Source organism: Bacteroidota bacterium (assembly GCA_030706745.1).
Lineage (GTDB): Bacteria > Bacteroidota > Ignavibacteria > Palsa-1295 > Palsa-1295 > PALSA-1295.
Genome location: JAUZNX010000004.1, coordinates 78823 through 98463 on the forward strand (window position 1 = coordinate 78823; position 19641 = coordinate 98463).

The 19641-nt window shown below is 53.0% G+C and carries 15 protein-coding genes and 1 riboswitch; of the genes, 5 read left to right on the forward strand and 10 right to left on the reverse strand.

Going from position 1 to position 19641, the window contains the following annotated elements; genetic code table 11:
• Nucleotides 1-60 precede the first annotated feature (60 nt).
• Nucleotides 61-2136 carry a LuxR family transcriptional regulator gene (locus Q8902_06665; protein ID MDP4199234.1) on the reverse strand — a complete coding sequence of 692 codons (2076 nt, stop codon included), beginning with the start codon at nt 2134-2136 and terminating at the stop codon, nt 61-63.
• A gap of 93 nt (nt 2137-2229) precedes the next feature.
• Nucleotides 2230-3216 (reverse strand): hypothetical protein, encoded by a 987-nt coding sequence (locus Q8902_06670; protein MDP4199235.1) that lies wholly within the window; start codon nt 3214-3216, stop codon nt 2230-2232.
• Nucleotides 3217-3964: 748 nt separating this feature from the next.
• Between Q8902_06670 and Q8902_06675 the strand changes: the two genes are divergently transcribed.
• Entirely contained in the window at nt 3965-5464 is a 1500-nt protein-coding gene (locus tag Q8902_06675; protein MDP4199236.1) for an OmpA family protein, read from the forward strand.
• 22 nt (nt 5465-5486) lie between these two features.
• Here the strand turns inward: Q8902_06675 and Q8902_06680 are convergent, their stop codons facing one another.
• From Q8902_06680 to Q8902_06695, 4 genes are all read right to left on the reverse strand, one after another.
• Nucleotides 5487-7046 (reverse strand): hypothetical protein, encoded by a 1560-nt coding sequence (locus Q8902_06680; protein MDP4199237.1) that lies wholly within the window; start codon nt 7044-7046, stop codon nt 5487-5489.
• Nucleotides 7033-8556 carry a hypothetical protein gene (locus tag Q8902_06685; GenBank protein MDP4199238.1) on the reverse strand — a complete coding sequence of 508 codons (1524 nt, stop codon included), beginning with the start codon at nt 8554-8556 and terminating at the stop codon, nt 7033-7035. Before Q8902_06685 ends, Q8902_06680 begins: the two co-directional genes overlap by 14 nt.
• A 3-nt stretch (nt 8557-8559) precedes the next feature.
• Entirely contained in the window at nt 8560-9216 is a 657-nt protein-coding gene (locus Q8902_06690) for a sigma-70 family RNA polymerase sigma factor (protein MDP4199239.1), read from the reverse strand.
• An 86-nt stretch (nt 9217-9302) separates the two neighbouring features.
• Nucleotides 9303-10325: a tagatose 1,6-diphosphate aldolase gene (locus Q8902_06695; protein MDP4199240.1), complete on the reverse strand. Its 1023-nt coding sequence runs from the start codon at nt 10323-10325 to the stop codon at nt 9303-9305.
• A 93-nt stretch (nt 10326-10418) separates the two neighbouring features.
• Between Q8902_06695 and Q8902_06700 the strand changes: the two genes are divergently transcribed.
• Nucleotides 10419-10922 (forward strand): hypothetical protein, encoded by a 504-nt coding sequence (locus Q8902_06700; protein MDP4199241.1) that lies wholly within the window; start codon nt 10419-10421, stop codon nt 10920-10922.
• Nucleotide 10923: 1 nt separating this feature from the next.
• On the opposite strand, the gene rpe is transcribed toward Q8902_06700, so the two are convergent.
• The 4 genes from rpe to Q8902_06720 form a co-directional block, all read right to left on the reverse strand.
• Entirely contained in the window at nt 10924-11583 is a 660-nt protein-coding gene (gene rpe / locus Q8902_06705; GenBank protein ID MDP4199242.1) for a ribulose-phosphate 3-epimerase, read from the reverse strand.
• A gap of 83 nt (nt 11584-11666) precedes the next feature.
• Nucleotides 11667-12740, reverse strand: a complete 1074-nt coding sequence (locus Q8902_06710; protein MDP4199243.1) for a thioredoxin family protein — start codon at nt 12738-12740, stop codon at nt 11667-11669.
• Nucleotides 12741-12760: 20 nt separating this feature from the next.
• Complete coding sequence (locus Q8902_06715) at nt 12761-14692, reverse strand: M1 family aminopeptidase (GenBank protein ID MDP4199244.1); 1932 nt, start codon at nt 14690-14692, stop codon at nt 12761-12763.
• A gap of 498 nt (nt 14693-15190) precedes the next feature.
• Nucleotides 15191-15889, reverse strand: coding sequence for an SdpI family protein (locus Q8902_06720; GenBank protein MDP4199245.1), 699 nt, complete (start codon nt 15887-15889; stop codon nt 15191-15193).
• A 127-nt stretch (nt 15890-16016) separates the two neighbouring features.
• A riboswitch (SAM riboswitch) is annotated at nt 16017-16149 on the forward strand.
• 215 nt (nt 16150-16364) lie between these two features.
• Here Q8902_06720 and Q8902_06725 point away from each other — a divergent pair.
• Genes Q8902_06725 through Q8902_06735 form a run of 3 tightly spaced genes read left to right on the forward strand, consistent with a single transcriptional unit; the run spans nt 16365 to nt 19599 of the window.
• Nucleotides 16365-17555, forward strand: coding sequence for a PLP-dependent aspartate aminotransferase family protein (locus Q8902_06725; GenBank protein MDP4199246.1), 1191 nt, complete (start codon nt 16365-16367; stop codon nt 17553-17555).
• Entirely contained in the window at nt 17549-18568 is a 1020-nt protein-coding gene (metX, locus tag Q8902_06730; GenBank protein MDP4199247.1) for a homoserine O-acetyltransferase, read from the forward strand. Before Q8902_06725 ends, metX begins: the two co-directional genes overlap by 7 nt.
• Entirely contained in the window at nt 18565-19599 is a 1035-nt protein-coding gene (locus Q8902_06735; protein MDP4199248.1) for a homoserine dehydrogenase, read from the forward strand. The genes metX and Q8902_06735 overlap by 4 nt, the downstream gene beginning before the upstream one ends.
• Nucleotides 19600-19641: the final 42 nt, after the last annotated feature.

Sequence of the window (19641 nt, forward strand, 5' to 3'; positions counted from 1 at the left end):
TAACTTTCTGTAGGCGAAAATAGTGCAAGGGGAGAACCGATGAGGAGAGATAAACTCCGCTTAGACCTTCGCCAGGTAAACAGCCAAATCCGTCGTTCGCGGGATGCCGATCCGTTTGCGGATGCGGAACCGGTGGCTTTCAATCGAGCGAGGGGAGAGACAGAACAGTCGCGCGATCTCCTCCGACGTAAGGTTCATGCGCAAGAGGGAACAAACGCGCAACTCCATCGCCGTGAGCGTGGGATGCAGCTCGGCGAGCTTCTTCGTAAACTCCGGGTGCGCCGCCTTGAACTGCGTGTCGAATTTCGCCCAATCCACCGACTTGCATGGCAGCACCTTCAGTCGCTTGCGCAACTCCTTGGCCGCGCCGTCGGGCAAGGGGAATTTACGCATGATGCCGACCAAATCGGTGCGAATCTCTTGAACAAGCTCCGTTTGCGCGACGAGCTGCAGCATTGTGTTCGAAAGCTCGCGCTCCGTCTGCTCCCGTTTCATTTTTTCGATCTCCCTCTCCTTCTCTTTCTCCGCGATGGCCACGCGCATGTTGAACTGTTCGACCTTCTTCCGAGATTCTTCGCTAAAAACCTCCTTATTGAGTGCAAGATGCTTGGTTAGATGCTCGAAGGCAATTGCAAGCTGGCCGACCATAGAATATACGTTCGCAATCTCCTTGTGCGCTTCTGACGAGGTTTGCTTTTCGCCCAGTTCCTCGGACAATTTCACCGCTTCCGCGAGCGGTCGCAGAGCTTCCTTGGCCTTTCCTTGTTCAATAAGTACGCCTCCCAACTCAAGGAGTGTGGCGGCAACATCCTCGTTCGATTTGAGGATCTCTCTGCTAAATTGAACACACTCCAGCAGCCCACGGTGAGCTGCCTCGAGATTTCCCATTCTGCGCTCGACGATCGCGATGCTGCGCCTCCACACGCCCACCGCCCGTGGTGTGCCCAGGCCCGTGCTCTGATCCAAAGCACGCCGGAGATATTCCACGGCGCGAGGATAGTCGCCAATTGCGCTGTAAATATCGCCGATGCTGCCGAGACAATCGGCGACAGCACTCATATCGCCGATTTCCTCGGCAATCTCCATCGATTGAGCGAAGGAGTTTAAGGCATTGGAATGGTCGGAAACCCTGAAGTATAGCATTCCGAAGTCGAGGAGACTCCTCGAAATATACGCCTTATTGTTGAGATCCACAGCAAGCGCATGAAAGCGCACGTAGTATTCAAGTGCATGAGAATAGTCTGACAAGCGGAGGTATGCATCCCCAATACCTCCGACGCTGTTTGCTGCAAGACTCTTATGGCCACATGCTTCGGCGAATGCAAGGGCACGGGTCATGTGGTCGAGCGCGCGAGGGTAGTCTCCGAGCATCAATAGGGTACTGCCAATATTGAGAAGACAGCTTCCGATCCCATCCTTATCCCCAATCTGCTCTTCAATCTCGAGTGCTCGAACGTAGTAATTCAACGACTGGGAGTAGTCGGCAAGGCAGCCATAGACATTTCCAAGGTTTTGAAGAATCGAAGCAACATACTGAGTGGCCTGAGCTTCTTCTGCAAGCGGAAGAGCACGATCATAGTGTTCTAATGCCGCCTCGTAGTTCGCAAGACGTCGCTGAACAACCCCCATATGGCAGAGAATTGAAGCGACGGATTTCTTATCCCCGGCTGCCTCCGCGAGTGCCATAGCTTGGGTAAGATGTTCTAGCGCGAGCCAGTTCTCGCCGATCAAACCGTGGATGATGCCGATTGTGTTGAGTGCTTCCGCTTGCCACCGTTTATCGCACGCTTGTTCGGCGCGATCTCGGGCAAGAGAAGCCGTCTGAAGAGCGCTCTGGTGTTCTCCGCGGCCACTCTGTCGTCGCGCCACTTCGTTAAGAATTCTGGACTGTAAGGCTAAATTCGATGCGGCTTCTGCATGAACCAGGGCGTTCTGAAAATTCGTGAGCGATTCGTCCCAACGACCGAGGCGCTTGCAACACATTCCGAGAACACAGAGCGCTTGTGCCTCATCCTCATCTCGCTTGGTATTGGTTGATAGCACCTTATTCGCCAGTGCTTCCGCTCTAGCATATTCGCCCCGCCTGATCTGCTCCTCGGCCTTACTAAGCAGCGCAGCGATTTGGTCGTGAGTCATGGGAGGGTATCACAACTGAATTTCAGTGGGGGGTAAAACAAAAGGCAGTGGCACAGCCGTTTCGGGCTGTGCCACTTCTTTGCAACACTCCGCTTATCGCTTCCAGTTTATGTTGCCGTTGATCGACATGCTCGATCCGATCTGGGTCGTATCGCTCGCGAAGGCATGGACCTTCCAAACGGAAGCGCCGTTGCTGGTTGCATAGATGAGGGCGCTATTGTTTGGCGACCATGTTGCCTGGCTACGTGTGACATATACACCGCCGAATGCTGGCGTTGCTCCCGTGACCGGATCGCAGTAGTACAGTGGCTGGTAATAGCCACCACCGATATTCTCGATCGCGAGTGTGTCTAATCCTGAACGCGACCATTCAATATTTCCTGACACGGCGACGCTGTCAATCAGCGTCCAATTGGAGGTGCTGAAGATAAGGACTTTCCCGTCGCTTCGTGGCACGGCCAACTTGGAATCATCGGGATTCCATGTCGGGCGTCCAAGCCCTACAGAGGAGCTGTTGGTGGAATAGATGGACGCAGGCGTCCCACCAGATTGAGAAACTACGTACAAGGCAGCAGGTTGACCCATGCTAACGTATGCAATCTTGCCCATCGATGTGGTTGACGACCAAGCTGGTCCCGGTCTTCCACATCCTGGAACGATGCATCGCAAATTGCTGCCAACCGGAACGCCCTTATTATTGACACTGACATCAATCGCGAAGATGGAGTCTGGCTTGCCCAACGTGTATGGATAGTACCGTGCGAAGGCAATCGATCCACCCGTCGGAGACCAGACGGGATTGTACTGAATTCCATAATTGGTCGACGAATTCTGAATGATTGCGGTCTGATGGCTCAGGTCCGTATCTGCAACTACAAGAGAAGAGCCAACAATACTGCCATTTCGCATGATGTACTGGCCCCACGTCAACGCCGGATGCGCTGGTGTTGATGAGGTGCTATTCAACAGCATGGTTTGCGGCCCGGTCGGGGATGGGGAGTCCTGCCTGCAGGACCAGAGAAGAAAGAGTGAAGCCGTCGCCAGAAAACGTGCAAGACGGCGGGAAGACAGAGAAGTCATTGTCGTTAATGGTTTTGTGATCCGAAATTCCCCTCAACCTTCCTGCTCCTATAACGGGAGAGGAATCTTAGGTGTGGGGCATGTTTGAAATTCGAATACAAAAATATCGGGCGCGATCAAAAGGCCGTTACTGCAATAGTACGCAACGGGAAGATTTCTTGTGGGAAGGACTTGCGAGATCTTGTGCAGCCGAGAATGGCTCCGATACTGATATTGATGTCTGCCTCGCCCAAGTGGGTTCGCGTGCAACCAAACGCACATGCGACCCTTCGACACGCTCCCGCCTTGTCGGGTAGGCCCTGAGGGGCGACAGAATTGTAGCGCACGCTTTAGCTTGCGCGAGATTATCAAGTTCCGAGGCACGCGCAAGCTAGAGCATGCGCCACACCGCCCGCCACGTCGGCCATGCCTTTTCTAAAAAAAAACAGGTGCCCGTACGATTAATTCGTCGCTTGCCTCTTGACTTCTCGAGTTTGCGTCCGTATATTCAACCGAGCGGTGATAGGCACCCATGCTCATTGACAATCAAGGTGAGATCACTTATGATCTCACCGCCGCTGCCAATTGACAACATGGCGATTTTGATGCAGTGGATAGGGCATTCATTAAATGACAATTCAAAAGAGAGAATTAAAGTATTACTTTAACTTTGGGCACCTATCTCAGGAGGCAAGTGGCGACCGGAAATCGACCATCCTTTCTATCCGAAGGAACGAGCGAATTTCTCGTTTTAGCTGTTCGAAGCACGATGCGCAACACTCTCGCACTCGCTTTCTTCTTGCTCGCTACGTCCGCAGCGCAAGCTCAATCCGCGATCGAAAAGCTTCCGCTCTCGATCAATGCGCCGGGACAGAGCCAACTCCTGCCGGTCATTTCCGCCGATGGGCGAACCCTCTATTTTACCCGCACCCGCATGGGATTGGATAGCGAAGTAGTCTTCGACGTCTGGATGAGTCATGTCCTTGGTGATACGGGCTTTTCGGATGCGGAATTCCTGGGCGGGAATCTTGCGAGCTCGTATGGCATCGCGGTCACGAGCATCGCGCCAGATAACAACAGCCTCTACCTCATCGGCAAGCTCAAGAGTGATTCGCCCCCGGATGAGCGCGTGTATGTTTCGCATCGGACGTCGAGCGGCTGGTCGATTCCGGAAGCAATCCATATTCCCGGTCTTCATGCACGAGGCATCTATACAGACTACAGCTTCGGTCCGGACCAGAAGACACTGGTGATGTCCGTCGATCGCGATTCGACGCTTGGCGATCGGGACCTCTACGTGAGCTTCTATAACGAGACAGCACATACGTGGAGCATGCCGCTTTGGCTTGGTGCCGATATCAATAGCCACAGTGCGGAAATGACACCGTATCTTGCAAGCGATAACAAGACGCTCTATTTTTCGAGCGACCGATTCGGTGGGAACGGGGATGTCGATGTGTATCGGTCGTTCCGGCTCGATGATTCGTGGCAGCATTGGTCGCGGCCGGAGGAGCTGGGAACGGGGATCAATCGAAACGGTCGGACGACATTTTACACAGAAGACGCGGAAGGCAAATTCGCATATTTTTCGTGGCGGGCATCCACAAGCGATCCGGCATACTTGTATCGGGCTCGCGTTTCGCATGGGCGAGCAGTTGCTCTGGTCCATGGCATTGTCAGCGATGCCCATGGCAAGCCGCTCTTCGCGCGAGTGCGTTACGAGCGGCTATCGGATGGGAAAGAGTTGGGCAGCGCGCGTAGCGACCCATCGAGTGGAGCCTTTCAGCTTTCGCTGCCGGCGGGTGAAGATTACGCGCTTCGTGCCGAAAAAGACGGGTACTTCCCGACGAGCGAGCATATCGATTTGAGGACGCTTAACGTGTTCGAGTCACTCGATCGGGATTTGAAGCTTTCGAAAATTGAAGCGGGAACTGCGATCGCACTTCGGAATGTGTTCTTTGAAACGGACAAAGCAATGTTGCTGCCAGCATCCTTTCCGGAATTAGGGCGAGTAAAGGAATTGCTCCAGGCTCATCCCGAGTACAAGTTGGAGATCGCCGGACATACGGACAGTCTGGGATCCGAGCAGCACAACCAGCAACTTGGAAAAAGCCGCGCCGAGGCGGTGCGAGAGTATCTTGTTCAGCAAGGCATAGAGGGTAGCAGGCTCACTGCGAAATCCTATGGATCATCGAAGCCGGTGGCAACCAATGCGACGGACGAGGGACGCGCAATGAATCGACGGGTCGAGTTCGTAATAGAACCATGATGTCTGCCGCCTTGCGAATTAATCAGCGCGGATCATATTTATAGATGCGAATATAACCGATCGAATCAAAGAGGGAATAGTCGGCTCCATATTTCTTCGCATCCATGACCAATCGCTCGACGAGCGGCTTCCAATCAGCGAGATACTCGATCTTTTCCCGCGCAATGTACTGGCCAATTCCACCGGCCTCGATTGCAGCCAAGGCATCTCGATTGACTTTGCCATCGAGATTGATCACGTTCGGGGCGTAAAAACCTGCCGTGCCGGATTGGTCCATGCCGACCTGGCCCGTATGTTGCCGTGCCCACAATCCGACGCGGTAGAAGTCCGATTTCGGTGGAGCGATGTACTCGTTGACGTAACGATAGATGCTAAAATAAGCTGCCATCAAAATGAAGACAACAACAGCGAACTTGCCAATGCGAGATGACCACTCGCGAACGGCTCTAGCGAGCAACGGAGTGAGCGCAGCAGCAAGAATAAGAATGAGAACACGAAAGGAATGCAAGTATCGGACAAGAAAATGCGGCGCGCTAAAGAAGAAATTATAGAAGATTAGGAGGAGTACGCTAAAGACCACTAACGGCGCGAGAACACGTAGATCGAACTGCGCCTTCAAATACTTGACAGCGTCCAATCGCTGAAGCAGGAGCATCCAGGCACAGCACAACGACAGGAATGAGGCAACTTCAAACCATGGCGGCCAGGCGAAGTAGACATGATTGAAGAAGATTGTCAGCATGTCAAAAAGAGCTGTACTGGTTTGGAGGAGGTTCTCCCCGATTGGCCGGCCGATCGATTCGGCTGCTCCGCTGATCGGCATGAAACTGCCGAATCTCGTGAAGCTGTATATCCACCACGGGAGACTGATTGTCCCGGCAACAACTACTGCAATTGCGACGAAGCCGAACGCGCGCATTCGAGTTCTCCACAGCTCGACAAGGGCAAAGCCAAGGACAAAAAGTGCGCTATCGACGCGCGCAAGCACCATCAGGCCAAGTGCTGCCCCAATCAAGCATGATCGTGATATATTCCAGCCGAGTTCGAGGACAACCTGAAAGTAGAGCAGAGTTGTCAGCAAAATGAGCGCGACCAGTCCGGTTTCGAGGCCGCTGCCGTTTTGGTCTGCGAGTGGGGCGATGATCGTCCAGAGGAGCGCACCAATGATCGGCGTGGAAATTCGTCTGCCAAACATTGTGAACATGAAGGAAGAGGTTTCGCCTGTATACTTTTGCATCCGCTTTAGCAGTAATGCGAGAACAATCGTAGATGCGGCCTGCACAAGAGCACCGACGAGAAACGTCAATCGAAGTCCAACCGAAGGATCGCTCGATATCCAGAATCCTGGTGCGTAGAGTAGGCAAATGAGCGCTTGTATGCCATTGGTCGGATGGATGCCATCGACTGTGAAGCCATGACCCAACGCAAGATGCCGCGCGCAACTAAACAGATAGTAGGCGTCATCGAGATACGGTCGCGAGGCAATTTGCCACTCGCTACGAAACGCGAGCGCTATTCGGGAGAGGAAGCCGAGCGCCGCGAGCCAGAGGATGGGTCTCCAATTTCGATCAACGCCGCGCATAAATAACGATTGAACCGATTGTTCGTACCGAGTCGTAAGTTACGCCCCTTTGTCGTATCGTCTGGATAATGGGTTTGACCCAATCGGCCCAGTCCGCGACGTACTGTATGCGAGTATCGATGATGTATTGAGCGATGTTCCCTTTTTTTTGCGCTTCGAGAGCATCAGCATTGACCTTGCCGTCAAGGTTGATGACATTCGGCGCAATGAAACCGGTAAGCCCAGTCTGCATCATACCGAACGATCCCTGCTGTACTGCGGCCCAACGGCCGGTCCAGTAGAAGTCTTCTAAGATCGCAGCATGAGCGAAGAGTCCATAGTAATGTAGAGCTGAAAACAGAATTGCGGCGAATGCACCCGCCAGAGCACAAGCACGCAGTGCACGATGCCTGAATATCGCAGTGCCCGCACTTGCGCCAACTGAGAAGAGTATGACGATAATGAGACGAAGTGGAGTCAAGTAGCGATCCAGAAAGTGTGCCGCACTGAAGAAGAGAGTGTAGTACACAATTAGGAAGACACTGAAGATCAGGAGCGGAGTTAATGGACGAAAGTCATATTGCTGGCGAATCCAGCTTCGCATTCGAGGCAAGCGAAAGGTGAGTATCCAGAGCGCCAAGAGCGTCGAGGTCGCGACTACTGTTACCCATCCTTGCCAGATACGATAGAAATGGTAGTAGAAGACGGTAAGATAATCGAAGAGTGCATTGCCGAAGAATCGGAAGTTCTCGGCATAGGGCCGATGCAGCGATTCCAGCTGGCCACTTGTCGGCATCAGATTATGGAATACGGCGAGATTATAAATCCACCAGGGTGCGGTGATGACGAGGGCCACGCCAAGATAAACCAGAATGGACCTCAGAGCAGCCCATTTGTTGTGAGCGAGATCGTAGATCGCGATAATGACAATCAGGATCGCGGCATCGATCCGCGCGAGCACGGTCAAGCCAAGCAAGACGCCGAAGCCAAACGCGCGAAGAAGGCTGCGACTCCGCGAAAGGATTTCATAATTAAGGAAACATGCGATGATCAGCGAAATAGTCAGGCCGGTTTCAAGACCATTAGTATTTTGGTTGAAACAAGAAATTGCGAGGCCCCAAACTGCGGCGGCGATGACGGGCGCTGCGTCGTAAGGCCTCGAGCGATCGCTGCGACGCAACATAAAAACAAACTCCGCCAGCAAATAACAACCGCTCGCGACGATGAGACCTTGTAGGATATATGTTAGGCGGAGACCAGCCAGCCGGTCGCCGGTGAAAAAAAAGAATGGAGCATAGAGTAGCGTGATAAGTGGTTGAACGCCGTTTGTAGGATGGATGCCGTCGACGCTGAATCCATGGCCTTGCGAGATGTGCCAGGAGCAATTGAGGGCATAGTAGGCATCTTCGATGTAAGGCCGCGTCATTAAGATGATCTCGCTACGAAGGCCCATCACGGCGCGCAGCAAGAATGTCAAGGATGAAATTGCGAGCACCCAGCGGCGCTCCGCAGGGCCGAGACGCGAGGACATGAATCAAATCTTCCCTTCGAGCATCTTGGCGAGTGCTGCGCGAGCCCTGTGCAAGTGGACTTTGACGGTACCCATCGGGAGATGTAGGACGCGCGCGATTTCCTCGTATTCCATATCCTCGTTGTGCCGCAACCGAATAATCCGCTTGTAGTTTTCCGGCAGTTGTTCGATCGCCTCCTCGATGAGCGCTGTTCGCTCGCCAGCCAGCATGACATCATCCGGCACCCAGGAGGAATCTGAAATTTCGAATTCGCGCGCCTCATCTTCATGTCGCGAACCGGGCATGGATGGCGGAGCACTGATCGAGAACGCGTTCAGCTTACGCCGACGGAGATAGTCGATCGCATGGTTGGTCGCGATGCGATAGAGCCATGTGGAGAAGGCGTATTCCTCCGAGTAGGAGGTCAGGTGTAGCATGGCCTTGGTGAGCGCCTCCTGCACCAAGTCTTCTACTTCATCGCTTGGCGCGCTGCGGACCATGGGACGGATCAAGCGCTCGACCCCATGCTTATGGCGCTTGATGAGCTCGTTAAATGCAAGTTGATCTCCGCCACGAGCGCGAACGACAAGCTGTTTATCTTCCGCTTGCTTTTGCGCCGACCGAGCGGCATCAGCTGCGTCCTTCCCGGTCGATCTGTCGCTATTCGGCGGTCGTGGCATAGAGGGTTGCAGAGAAGCGTGAAAGGTAACGTCTACGGGTACAATCAGTCCCCGTTACGACCTCATGCGTGATCCATGTCCCGAAATTAAATGACGTCAATATTCTCCAAGCCGCCATAAACATGATACCACGGCTTCGCGTGCTGGTGTAGGATGGTATTTAGCGCTTCGATATTCTGCACGCCACGACCGCTCAGCCATTCCTCTAAAGCTGCTCGACCGCCTTTGCCATAGGCTGGAATCCCCTCCTGCCACGTAGCACGGCCACACAGCACTCCACAGAAATCGGCACCGGCTTCGCCGGCAAGCGCGATGGTCTCGCGAAAGATTTCATCCGTCACACCGGCGCTGAGATAGATAAACGGCTTCGTTGCGGCCTTGGAGACATCCTTGAACAATTTTTTCGCTTCATCCCGAGTCTGTGCCGCATCGCCACCCGCAAATGCACTTGTGCCGGAGACATACTTCATGTTCACTGGCACTTCCACTTTCAGAATATCGACCCCGTAGCGGTCTTTGGAAAACTCCTCCATGTAAGCCGCAACATATTTTGGTTTGAGTCTGGCAAATTCAAGACCCTTCTCGTCATACTTGTCATCGTAGGCAAGCGGCTCGAGGAAAAACGGTTTATCGATGGCGCGGCACTCGGCGCCAATGCGCTCTAAGAATGCGTGCTTAATTGTGTTAATCTTGGGCGTGTCAAACGGATTGTAATAGAGCAAGATCTTGATTGCGTCCGCTCCGGCTTCGGCAAGCCGATAGACGCTCCACTCGTCGAGCAAATCTGGAAGGCGGCCAGCCTTGCTTACATCGTAGCCGGTCTTTTCGTACGCGAGCAATACGCCAGTGCCCGGGGCGCGCGCTTTGACGGCGGGCAGGCCATATTCGGGGTCCATGAGCAGCGCAGTGGCGTGCGGCGTGAGGACTTTGGAGACAGAAACCTTGAATTCCGTCAGATCTGCGGGCGTGGCCTCGCGGCCCATCGCTTTACCGATCGACTTCATCAGCGAGCCCCGCTGGTCCATCGCCGCCGCGGCAATGACACCATCCGAGCCCGCGCACGCCTGAATCCCCTGAAACTTCCCCTTCGTGATCTTGACTTTTGACATAGAGAGCGCAGAACACACGCGACCTGCTTGCGGCTCCCGGCATGAATAAGTACTTAGAACTACCCACAGTTTCCTCTCGTTGCCCGATTGACTATGAAGAGAGTCTGTTGGTTGATTTCCTTACTGCTCATTCTCAATGACATGGGTTCCTCCTCAGTGGCGAAGAGTCAATCTTTGCGTCCCTATGTGGGGATCAGTAGTTCGTTTGGCGGTGTCGCAATCAGGACTTGGTCAGGAGTCGGAGTGGAGGCAGGCGCACGATTTGGAATGATATTCGGAGGCCTTCAATATGGGTCCTACGGGCCGGTGGTAACCGATCCGGATGCGTGGTACGCAAGGACGAATAGTGAAGTCTATTATGGGTTCGACCTCGGTATTATTGTCATGCACGATTTATGGTTAGGTGCAGATATTCTGGAAAGTCATCCATCGGAAATTGAACCGTCCGTGCCCACTATTGGCGGATCAGTAAGCTACAACCAGTCTTGGTGGAATATCGGGCCTGACGTGCGCTTAGAGTGCTGGGACCATGCGCTCTTCGGTATCGCCTACACTTCCCGGCGAGGCCTGAAGACCGGTTGCGCATTTGTGTTCTAGGTCACACCGTCGTCCGGCACAGCTCCCGCATATCCCGCATTATCGCCACCGGGTCATCCGCGCCAAAGATGCCGGAGCCGGAGACGATGACATCCACACCGGCCTGGTGGACTTCGCGAATGTTATTCAATTTGATGCCGCCATCGGCTTCGATCAGGCATTGAAGCGAGTCGCGCCGAATCCAGGAGCGGAGTGTTTCGGCGCGACGATAAAGTGTCGGGATAAACGATTGTCCGCCAAAGCCGGGGTTCACACTCATCAGCAGGACCATATCCAGGTCCGGCAAAATCTCTTCGATAAATTCGAGCGGTGTTGCGGGGTTCAAAGCGACTCCGGCCTTCACTCCGAGCGATTTGATGTGTTCAACCGTGCGGTTCAAATGCGGACACGTCTCGACATGCACCGTGATCACATCCGCGCCGGCCTTGACAAACTCTGGAATAAACTGATCGGGATTCTCGATCATGAGATGGCAATCGAGCGTGAGACGCGTGATGGGGCGCAACGCTTCGACGATCAGCGGACCCACTGTGATGTTTGGCACGAAGTGGCCATCCATTACGTCAACATGCAGCCACTCTGCTCCACCCTCCTCCGCCATGCGGACGGCGGACTCAAGCCGCGCGAAATCGGCGCTCAGTAAGGAAGGTGCGATTATCATCGGGAAAATATGAAAGATGAAGTATGAAAGATAAGATTAAGACAACAATCTAATTCATATTTCATACATCACGTCTCATATTTTTACTTGAGGTCGACGATCTTGCCGTCAAACTTGTCCTTCTGCATCCGAAGTTGCTTTTGAAGTCTGCCATCTTTGACGGGATCGGTAAGTGCAAGTGCTTTATCTTCGAGTGCAGAGGCTTCAGCCTTATGGCCCTGCTGATAGAGCACTTCGGCCTGAGTATCCATATAGCTTGCACGTTCGGTATTATCTTTGGCAAGACTGACTGCTCGTTTGGCGTAGCTTTCGGCCTTATCCAGCGAGGCACCGCGCTCAGCCGCGGCCCACGCGAAGTAATTGAATGCCTGCGCATCGTCCGGACGTCGGACGGCCCACATGTCAATCATACGTTCGGCCTTTAGAAAGAGTTGAGGATCCTTCTGTCTCAGGTAGTGATCGATGATAATCATTATGGCTTGGGTGCCCTCACTACGCATGGGATACTCGGTCACTGCTTTTTCAAGCTCGAGCACTTGTTGTTCGCCGGGCGAAAGAAATGCAACCTGATATACCGCTTCTTCCTTGAGATGCAACTTGTTTTCAGGATCGTATTGAATAACGCGATCGTATGCCGCAAGTGCTTTCTCCTGATTGTGTTGTTGCTGGTACTTGGAAGCGGCAATCATCCACTTTGCTGGATCGGTGACGGGTGTTCCAGATTCGATTTCATCGATGACGGCCTTCGATCCACCGGAGGATGCTTGCTCGAGCGACCGCGCAAAGCTCGATGCATCCTCATAACCGACCACCCGGTCGATCACTTCGCCATCGGGCGCGAAAAAGATGATCGTCGGATAACCACTGACTTTATACTGCTTCGCGAGTGCAACGCCTTCGCCATGCTCGGCATCGATCTTGATCGAAACAAACTTTGCATCGGCAATCTGGCCGACGTGTTCATCCGAGTAAGTATTCCGGTCGAGCACCTTGCACCAGCCACACCAGCCAGTGTAGAAATCAACCATGACTTTCTTATGCTCGGTGGCGGCCAGTTTTTTTGCCGCCTCGAATCCGACTTCCCGGAAATGAACTTCAGAAATAGCTGGCCGTGCTGCGACCAGCATCAATAATGCTGCGATAGAGAGGTACTTCATGGAATTCGAACTGTTGGTTGTCATTTCTCGACCTGAAAACTTGCAGTATGTTCGCCAGCGCCATCGCTCATGCGAATGAAATAAACGCCACTGGCAAGCGCCTGCGTGGAAAACGACAGCGTTGTGCTACCGGTTGCAACAGTATGCCGCTCAATTATGCGCCCGAGAACATCAAGGATTTCCAGCTCTGCGTGATCACCGATGACCGGGGCATACATGAGTGTCAGGGAGCCAAGCTCCACTTGCACGCGCAGATATCCTGCCTGATCGGCTCCTGCCTGGACATCGAGGGACGGATCACGTCCGACAATGACCTGCGAGAGAGTGGTTGCCTCTGTATCAAAGACTATCTTGTTGATGGTCTTGTTTACTTGCGCGGTAAAAAGCTGGGACTGCTTGTCATTCACAAACGTGACGAGCATTGTATCCAGACCCGAGATGGCATAGAAGCGCAGTGGCTCCGTATAAATATGCGAGGGGTTCTGCGTCTGCGATATGTGGAAAAGAAGGTTATTGCCTGATTGTTTCCAGCCGATATTATACTGCGGCCAGTCGGGCCAGAAAAGCCATTGGTTGAAGAATGTCGATAGCTCCATAGGCGCGAGCGCGCCGACGCGCGTCGTGACATAGTCCATGAATTGGAAGGTGTTCGCCGTGGTGTAGGCGAATGCGTTCGAGTAATCGCGCAAAGTATTGAAGAACAAGGTATCATTGTTCAGAATGCGGCGCAACATGTGAAGCATGAGCCCCGGCTTGTTGTACACCGTCAAATAATTCTCAGCGAACATTCCTGCAACTGGCGGATTGTAGATCGCGATGTTGTTGACTATGGAGTTGTTGTACGGATGAAAGAACTCGTGTGCTTTGCCAGAGATAATGGAGTCGTAACCAATTCGGCCGCGACGGCTCTCCTCCCAGAGTGCCTCTCCGAGTGTAGCAAATCCTTCATTGAGCCAAATATCCGCCCAAGTCTCGCAGGTCGTCTTATCACCAAACCATTGATGGAACAGCTCATGCGCGATCACATCTTCATCGCGGCCATGAAGAATCGATCGATCGATCGTCGTCATCGTTTGATGCTCCATGCCGCCGTAGCCGAACGGCTGCACTGGCACTTGTCCATATTGTAAGAACGGATATTCCCCGAAGAGCCGGCTGAATGCTTCGAGCATCCCTGGGGTATTGCGGAATGCATACCGTGCATTATGCGCGATGCCGGTTGTGTCAGTCGCTGCGTAATCCGCTGGCCAGGCAAAATAAACGACGGGTACACTGTCCAAAGGATTGGAAACGCGATGATAATAGTCACGCCACTCGGCCCAAGTGCTCGCGCTCGCACACATCAGGTATGTAGCAATGGGTCGATCGCTTACCCAGTTGAATGTGAGTGATCCATCACCATTGGTGTCGGTCGACTGCAACGTACCGTTGGATTGTGCACTTCGTCCGGCCGGGACGGTAATACTAATAGAGGAATTGGCCTTCTGATAGGGATCGTCATTGCACGGCATCCATTTATGCGCGTCCGAGGGCTCGCTCATTGTGTAGGCCAGATCCTCTTCGACGAAGACGGAATCGCCAATGGGACCTTTGCCGACATAAAGTCCCTTTGGATAAAAGAACATCGCATCGTTCGTATCGCTCGTTCGGGTGTAAAATATCTTGATCGGAAACGGCGACGGGTTGGGCGTACCTAATTGCACCGTGAGCGTATCGTCAACGGGCTGCGGAACTGGCGTAACAGACCTCCCGCTGACCGTTATCGAATCGATCCGCATCTCCATTGCGTCGAACACAATCTCGGATTGTGTTGTCGAGACCGTAATCTCGTTCATCCCGCTAAAAAGCTCATTCTTATTTCGAAACATCGGACGCCAATCCATCGAGAGCTTATAGGAAATGACGGTATAGGGGCGTTTGGATGGCAACACTTGCTGTTGGGCGAGGGCCATATTTGAGGCGGACGAGAACAGCAAGGGAATGCCCAAGATGGCGGCGAGAACACGATTCATCATGAATGACCGACACATCCCAATGGCTAAAGGTTTCTGCAAGGCTCGGGAAACCCCGCTATTTACGATTTAAAAACTGAAAGGCACCGGGTTTGCCCTCCCGGTGCCTTCATTGTGAGAAGCTCGTTTGAAGCTTCAGGTGAGTCTCTAGTTTAGTTTGCCAGTTCGATTCAGATTAAAGACTGTGCCAATTCAAGAACTGACGTTTCCAGCTCGCAAACGCCAATCTGTCGACGGGCTACCTGTCCCGTTCTCGGAATTCTCGATGGATCTGTGTCAGAATCAGACAAGCAATGGCCAATTCGCAACCTTGTACTTGGTCCCCACTTTTCCACCCATGATACCACTTAACTAGATATCCAAAAATGGTAAATTTGAAATATGGCCGCAAATAGATTCACCATGCTTGGGCACGGACGAGCGAATATGAGGATCCAATTATGAGCGGGGGACTCTCGCGAATGCGCGCTTGGTCCGCAAGAAGATCCAGAACGAATACGAAATCGGCAAGATGATTACGATGCCAAGATAGGCGATGAATACGGCCTGCGCTACGCTGGATGGTGCAATTAGATAGATCGGCAGGAATGCGATCGAGGAGATCACCCACAATGGTCCGGTCATTTTGTGAGTGAGCCGCCAATTTTCCGGATCCTCAAGCGTCCATGGTGTGCGCACGCCGATGAAGTAGTTCGGCTGAAGGCCTGGCAAGTAATGCCCAACGAGCATCAGTAACAATGCGATAGCAAAGATCGGCGCACGGTGCATGTCCACGATACTTGCGAACGGAGTCTCTATGCTGAGCGCAATCTCCATATTAATCACAAAGAAGATCAGAAAAAAGCTGGTGATAACGAGTCGCAATCTATGGATTGTATTTGAGGTCCCACCTTGCTTTTTGATTTTTGGGTCGATGCGTGAGGCCAATCCCAGAAGTAGGGCGATCGCGACGTTGATGACCGGGAGCATGAATGCTCCGAAGTCCTTGGACATCCAGCCGTTAGCCTTGCCCCGCCAGCCCCAATGTGTCGGGACCTGTGCAGGCAACAAGCTCCAAATGAATGGGATGATTGCGAATGGTGCAATCAGAATAATCAACTGTAGCCACTCGCGCCGAATAAAGCGTCTGAAGGTCATGCGGTAATAAGGATAGCTGAACAAAAGAAATTCCTCCTGCGCTTGTCATGCCGCCAGACTTTTCGTCGGTAGGATAATTGAGTGTCCTTCGAAACTATTACGCCCGCATCGCGTTTTAACTTGCCGACACTCATCGAGAACAGTCGAGGGATCAGGCCCGAAGACACTGTAGCAACCGTTGAGAATTTCTTTAGGGAAACTCAAGCCCAGGTGCTAACTCCTGCCAACACCGTCGTGAGATGGTCTGGGAAAGATGAGCCGAAGCTTTGATGATGATTCTTGCCTCGCGGCACGCGATCTGTCACAGACCTATTCGGTACCTCTTTCCGGATAGGATTTTTGCTTTTAAAGCAGCCTACCGGATTGTGGCCGTGACCATTAGGTCACGGTTTGGACGCTCCGTCTCCGTGGCCTAATGGTCACGGTTTCAATCCTCGGCCGTTCTCATGAGTGACACCTTAATACACGAACACTCATGCAGCTCGAAACACGAACGATTCTTCGCACAACCAAGACCGACGACCAATACGGCTCGATCGGAACACCACTGTATCAGACTTCAAATTTTCGGTTTCGCGAAGTTGGTGAGTCCACCGGTTACGATTATACCCGGAGTGGTAATCCGACTCGTAAAGCCTTGGAGGATGTTCTCGCCGAACTGGAGGGCGGCGCCAGAGCCGTAGCAGTCTCCACTGGCATGGCAGCGATCGCAACCGTGCTTTCACATTTTCCCGTTGGTGCACATGTCATCGCGACGCATGATTGTTATGGTGGCACAGCCCGGCTGCTGAAGCTGTTCTCCGATCAAGGCAAGCTCGACGTGTCGTTCATCGATCTGAGCGATCTGCATTCGGTCCGAGCCGCGGTTAAGCCGACCACTGCGTGCCTTTGGATTGAAACGCCAAGCAATCCACTACTGCAGGTAGTCGATGTTGCCGCGCTTGTGAAGCTCGCAAAAGTCTATGGGGTGCTCGTTGCGGTCGATAATACATTTTTGTCGCCATTCTTTTTTCAGCCCCTTGCGCTTGGCGCGGATGTCGTGGTCCACTCCACAACGAAATGGCTCAATGGTCACTCGGATGTCGTCGGCGGTGCGGTTATTTCGCGGACGCCGGAGTTAGGTGCGCGATTTCAATTCCTCGCCAATGCGCTCGGCACGACGACCGGCTCATTCGATAGCTGGCTGGTGCTTCGTGGTGTGAAGACGCTTCACGTTCGCATGAGACAGCACGAGTCGAACGCGCAGGCCGTCGCGGAGTTTCTCGCACAGCATCCACGAGTTGCCGAAGTGTTTTATCCAGGCCTGCCATCGCATCCGACACACGAGATTGCGAAAGCGCAGCAGTCGGGTTTCGGCGGAGTTGTTAGCTTTCGCGTGCGGAGTGAAGACATCGAAGATGTCAAGCAAGTGCTGCGCTCCACACATCTCTTTACGTTGGCAGAATCGCTTGGCGGTGTCGAATCGCTCATCGAACAACCCGCACTGATGAGCCACGCCTCGATGACGCCAGAACTTCGCGTAGCCGCGGGCATCACGGACAATCTCATTCGCCTTTCAATCGGCATTGAGCATGTGGACGATTTGATTGCGGATCTCGATCAGGCGCTGGCCTCTGTTGGTAGTCATATCCTTCAAGACACGGTGGTGGAGGCAATCGCATGTTAAATCACAACAAGCGACGAATCACGCTGCGCAATGCCACCTTTGTGTTACAGAGCGGTGTCTTGCTTCCTGATGTCGAAATCGCATTCGATACATACGGCGAGTTGGTTACGAATCGTTCGAACGTCGTACTCGTACTGCATGCACTTACAGGTTGGCCGTCGGCGCACGAATGGTGGGGCGGACTGATTGGAGAAGGGAAGCTTCTCGATCCCGCACAGCACTTCATTCTTTGTCCAAATCTTCTTGGGAGTTGCTATGGCTCTACTGGTCCAGAGTCGATCAATCCTAAAACAGGCACAGGGTACCTTGCATCGTTTCCCGAAATCACACCGCGGGATATGGCGAAGGCTATATTGAGTTTATTGGACGAACTAGACATCGTGGACGTGCAGCTCGCGATTGGAGGTTCACTGGGCGGCATGGTCATCCTGGAGCTTGCTTCGCTTGCTTCGGATCGCTTCTGCGCTATTGTGCCGATCGCCGTCAGTGGTTCACAATCCGCCTGGCGCATAGCATTTGGCTCGACCGTTCGAAAGACCATCACCTCCTTCGATCCAACGCTGAAGGATCGTGACAAATTGAAGAAAGGCTTATGGCTTGCCAGACAGTTCGCCATGACGACTTACCGTTCGAGCATTGAATTCAACGAGCGGTTTGGACGCGAACTTATCGGTGACAAGTTTCAGGTTGAGACATATCTTGAGCATCAAGGCGATAAGATCGTCGAGCGCTTTTCACCATATTCCTATCTCACACTTGCGCGCGCTATGGAGTTATATGAACTTCCTCATTCGCTTCCGGATATGCAAGCATTGTTCGTAGGAGTATCGTCTGATGTCGTTTACGATACTAATGAAATAGCAGCCTTCGCCGCACGATTTCCTCGAGGAGAGTATCAAACGCTGGTGGCCCTGCATGGTCACGATTCTTTCCTGATCGATACCGAAGCGCTGACCGAAATTGTGAAACCGTTTGTAGAACGAGTTACTCTTCGAGAGGAGCGTGTGGCATGAGCTATGATATTGCTGAACCCACTACTCTCCGAGGCAAAGCGAGGAGTACTAAGCGACTGCGCCTCGGCTTATTCGGATTTGGCGTTGTCGGCACGGGTGTCTGGAAGATATTAGAGGCGAAGCGCGAGGAATTCCATTCCCAATTTGGCGTCGAACTGACAATTGCTGGCATCTGTGTGCGCGAAATGGAAAAGCCGCGCGAAATTCCTGTTCCTTCGGCGATTGTTACTGACCGCAGGGAAACATTACTCGACGATGACTCAATTGATGTTGTGCTCGAACTCATCGGCGGACGGTATGAAGCGCAAGCAGTCATCGAGTCGGCGCTTCGCTCGCGAAAGCATGTGATCACTGCCAACAAGCTTGTGCTCGCACATGAGCTGCCGCGATTGCGATCCATCGCAGAGCGCAATGGCGTGAACCTGTATTACTCCGCATCCGTCTGCGGAAGTGTACCGGTGTTGCGAGCATTAGATGAAATCAAGCAAAGCGATACCATTGTGGGCATTCGCGGAATCGTCAACGGCTCCACCAATTTCATTCTCACAATGATGGGTCAGGTGAGCACCGATGGTGCGTGTGCAGAATATGAAGCGGCTATGTATGAAGCTCGTCGGCGCGGATTTCTCGAAGCCGATCCGACGCTCGACGTTTCCGGCGCGGACGCGGCACAGAAGCTATCGGTACTGATCTATCACGCATTTGGACGCCATGTCCTGCCACAGGAGATCGAGACCAACGGGATAGAGCACATCACAAGCGAGGACTTCGTGCGAGCACGATCCGGGGGGCAAACGTTTAAGCTCATCGCGAGTGCTGAACTAGATGCGTCGGGTTCGCTTCGAGCTTCGGTTAAGCCCGAGCTGATTTCAACGACCCATCTTTTCGCGCATACACGGGATGAGTTCAACGCTCTTGAAATCCAGTGCCACAACGCCGGACCACAAGTCTTGTATGGCAAGGGCGCGGGCAGTCTGCCAACCGCTAGTGCCGTGGTGAGTGATTTGATCGAACTGCTGAAAGAGGAATAAATCACTTCAATTAGGAATGAGGAATTTGATATGAGGCGTGTT

Bases quoted from the DNA above. Each gene is read 5' to 3' on its own strand.
- Q8902_06675 (MDP4199236.1), top strand. From the start codon at position 3,965: ATGCGCAACACTCTCGCACTCGCTTTCTTCTTGCTCGCTACGTCCGCA.
- Q8902_06715 (MDP4199244.1), bottom strand. From the start codon at position 14,692: ATGGCCCTCGCCCAACAGCAAGTGTTGCCATCCAAACGCCCCTATACC.
- rpe (MDP4199242.1), bottom strand. From the start codon at position 11,583: ATGATAATCGCACCTTCCTTACTGAGCGCCGATTTCGCGCGGCTTGAG.
- Q8902_06700 (MDP4199241.1), top strand. From the start codon at position 10,419: ATGAAGAGAGTCTGTTGGTTGATTTCCTTACTGCTCATTCTCAATGAC.
- Q8902_06685 (MDP4199238.1), bottom strand. From the start codon at position 8,556: ATGTCCTCGCGTCTCGGCCCTGCGGAGCGCCGCTGGGTGCTCGCAATT.
- Q8902_06695 (MDP4199240.1), bottom strand. From the start codon at position 10,325: ATGTCAAAAGTCAAGATCACGAAGGGGAAGTTTCAGGGGATTCAGGCG.
- Q8902_06725 (MDP4199246.1), top strand. From the start codon at position 16,365: ATGCAGCTCGAAACACGAACGATTCTTCGCACAACCAAGACCGACGAC.
- Q8902_06680 (MDP4199237.1), bottom strand. From the start codon at position 7,046: ATGCGCGGCGTTGATCGAAATTGGAGACCCATCCTCTGGCTCGCGGCG.
- Q8902_06720 (MDP4199245.1), bottom strand. From the start codon at position 15,889: ATGACCTTCAGACGCTTTATTCGGCGCGAGTGGCTACAGTTGATTATT.
- Q8902_06735 (MDP4199248.1), top strand. From the start codon at position 18,565: ATGAGCTATGATATTGCTGAACCCACTACTCTCCGAGGCAAAGCGAGG.
- Q8902_06710 (MDP4199243.1), bottom strand. From the start codon at position 12,740: ATGAAGTACCTCTCTATCGCAGCATTATTGATGCTGGTCGCAGCACGG.
- Q8902_06690 (MDP4199239.1), bottom strand. From the start codon at position 9,216: ATGCCACGACCGCCGAATAGCGACAGATCGACCGGGAAGGACGCAGCT.
- Q8902_06665 (MDP4199234.1), bottom strand. From the start codon at position 2,136: ATGACTCACGACCAAATCGCTGCGCTGCTTAGTAAGGCCGAGGAGCAG.
- Q8902_06670 (MDP4199235.1), bottom strand. From the start codon at position 3,216: ATGACTTCTCTGTCTTCCCGCCGTCTTGCACGTTTTCTGGCGACGGCT.
- metX (MDP4199247.1), top strand. From the start codon at position 17,549: ATGTTAAATCACAACAAGCGACGAATCACGCTGCGCAATGCCACCTTT.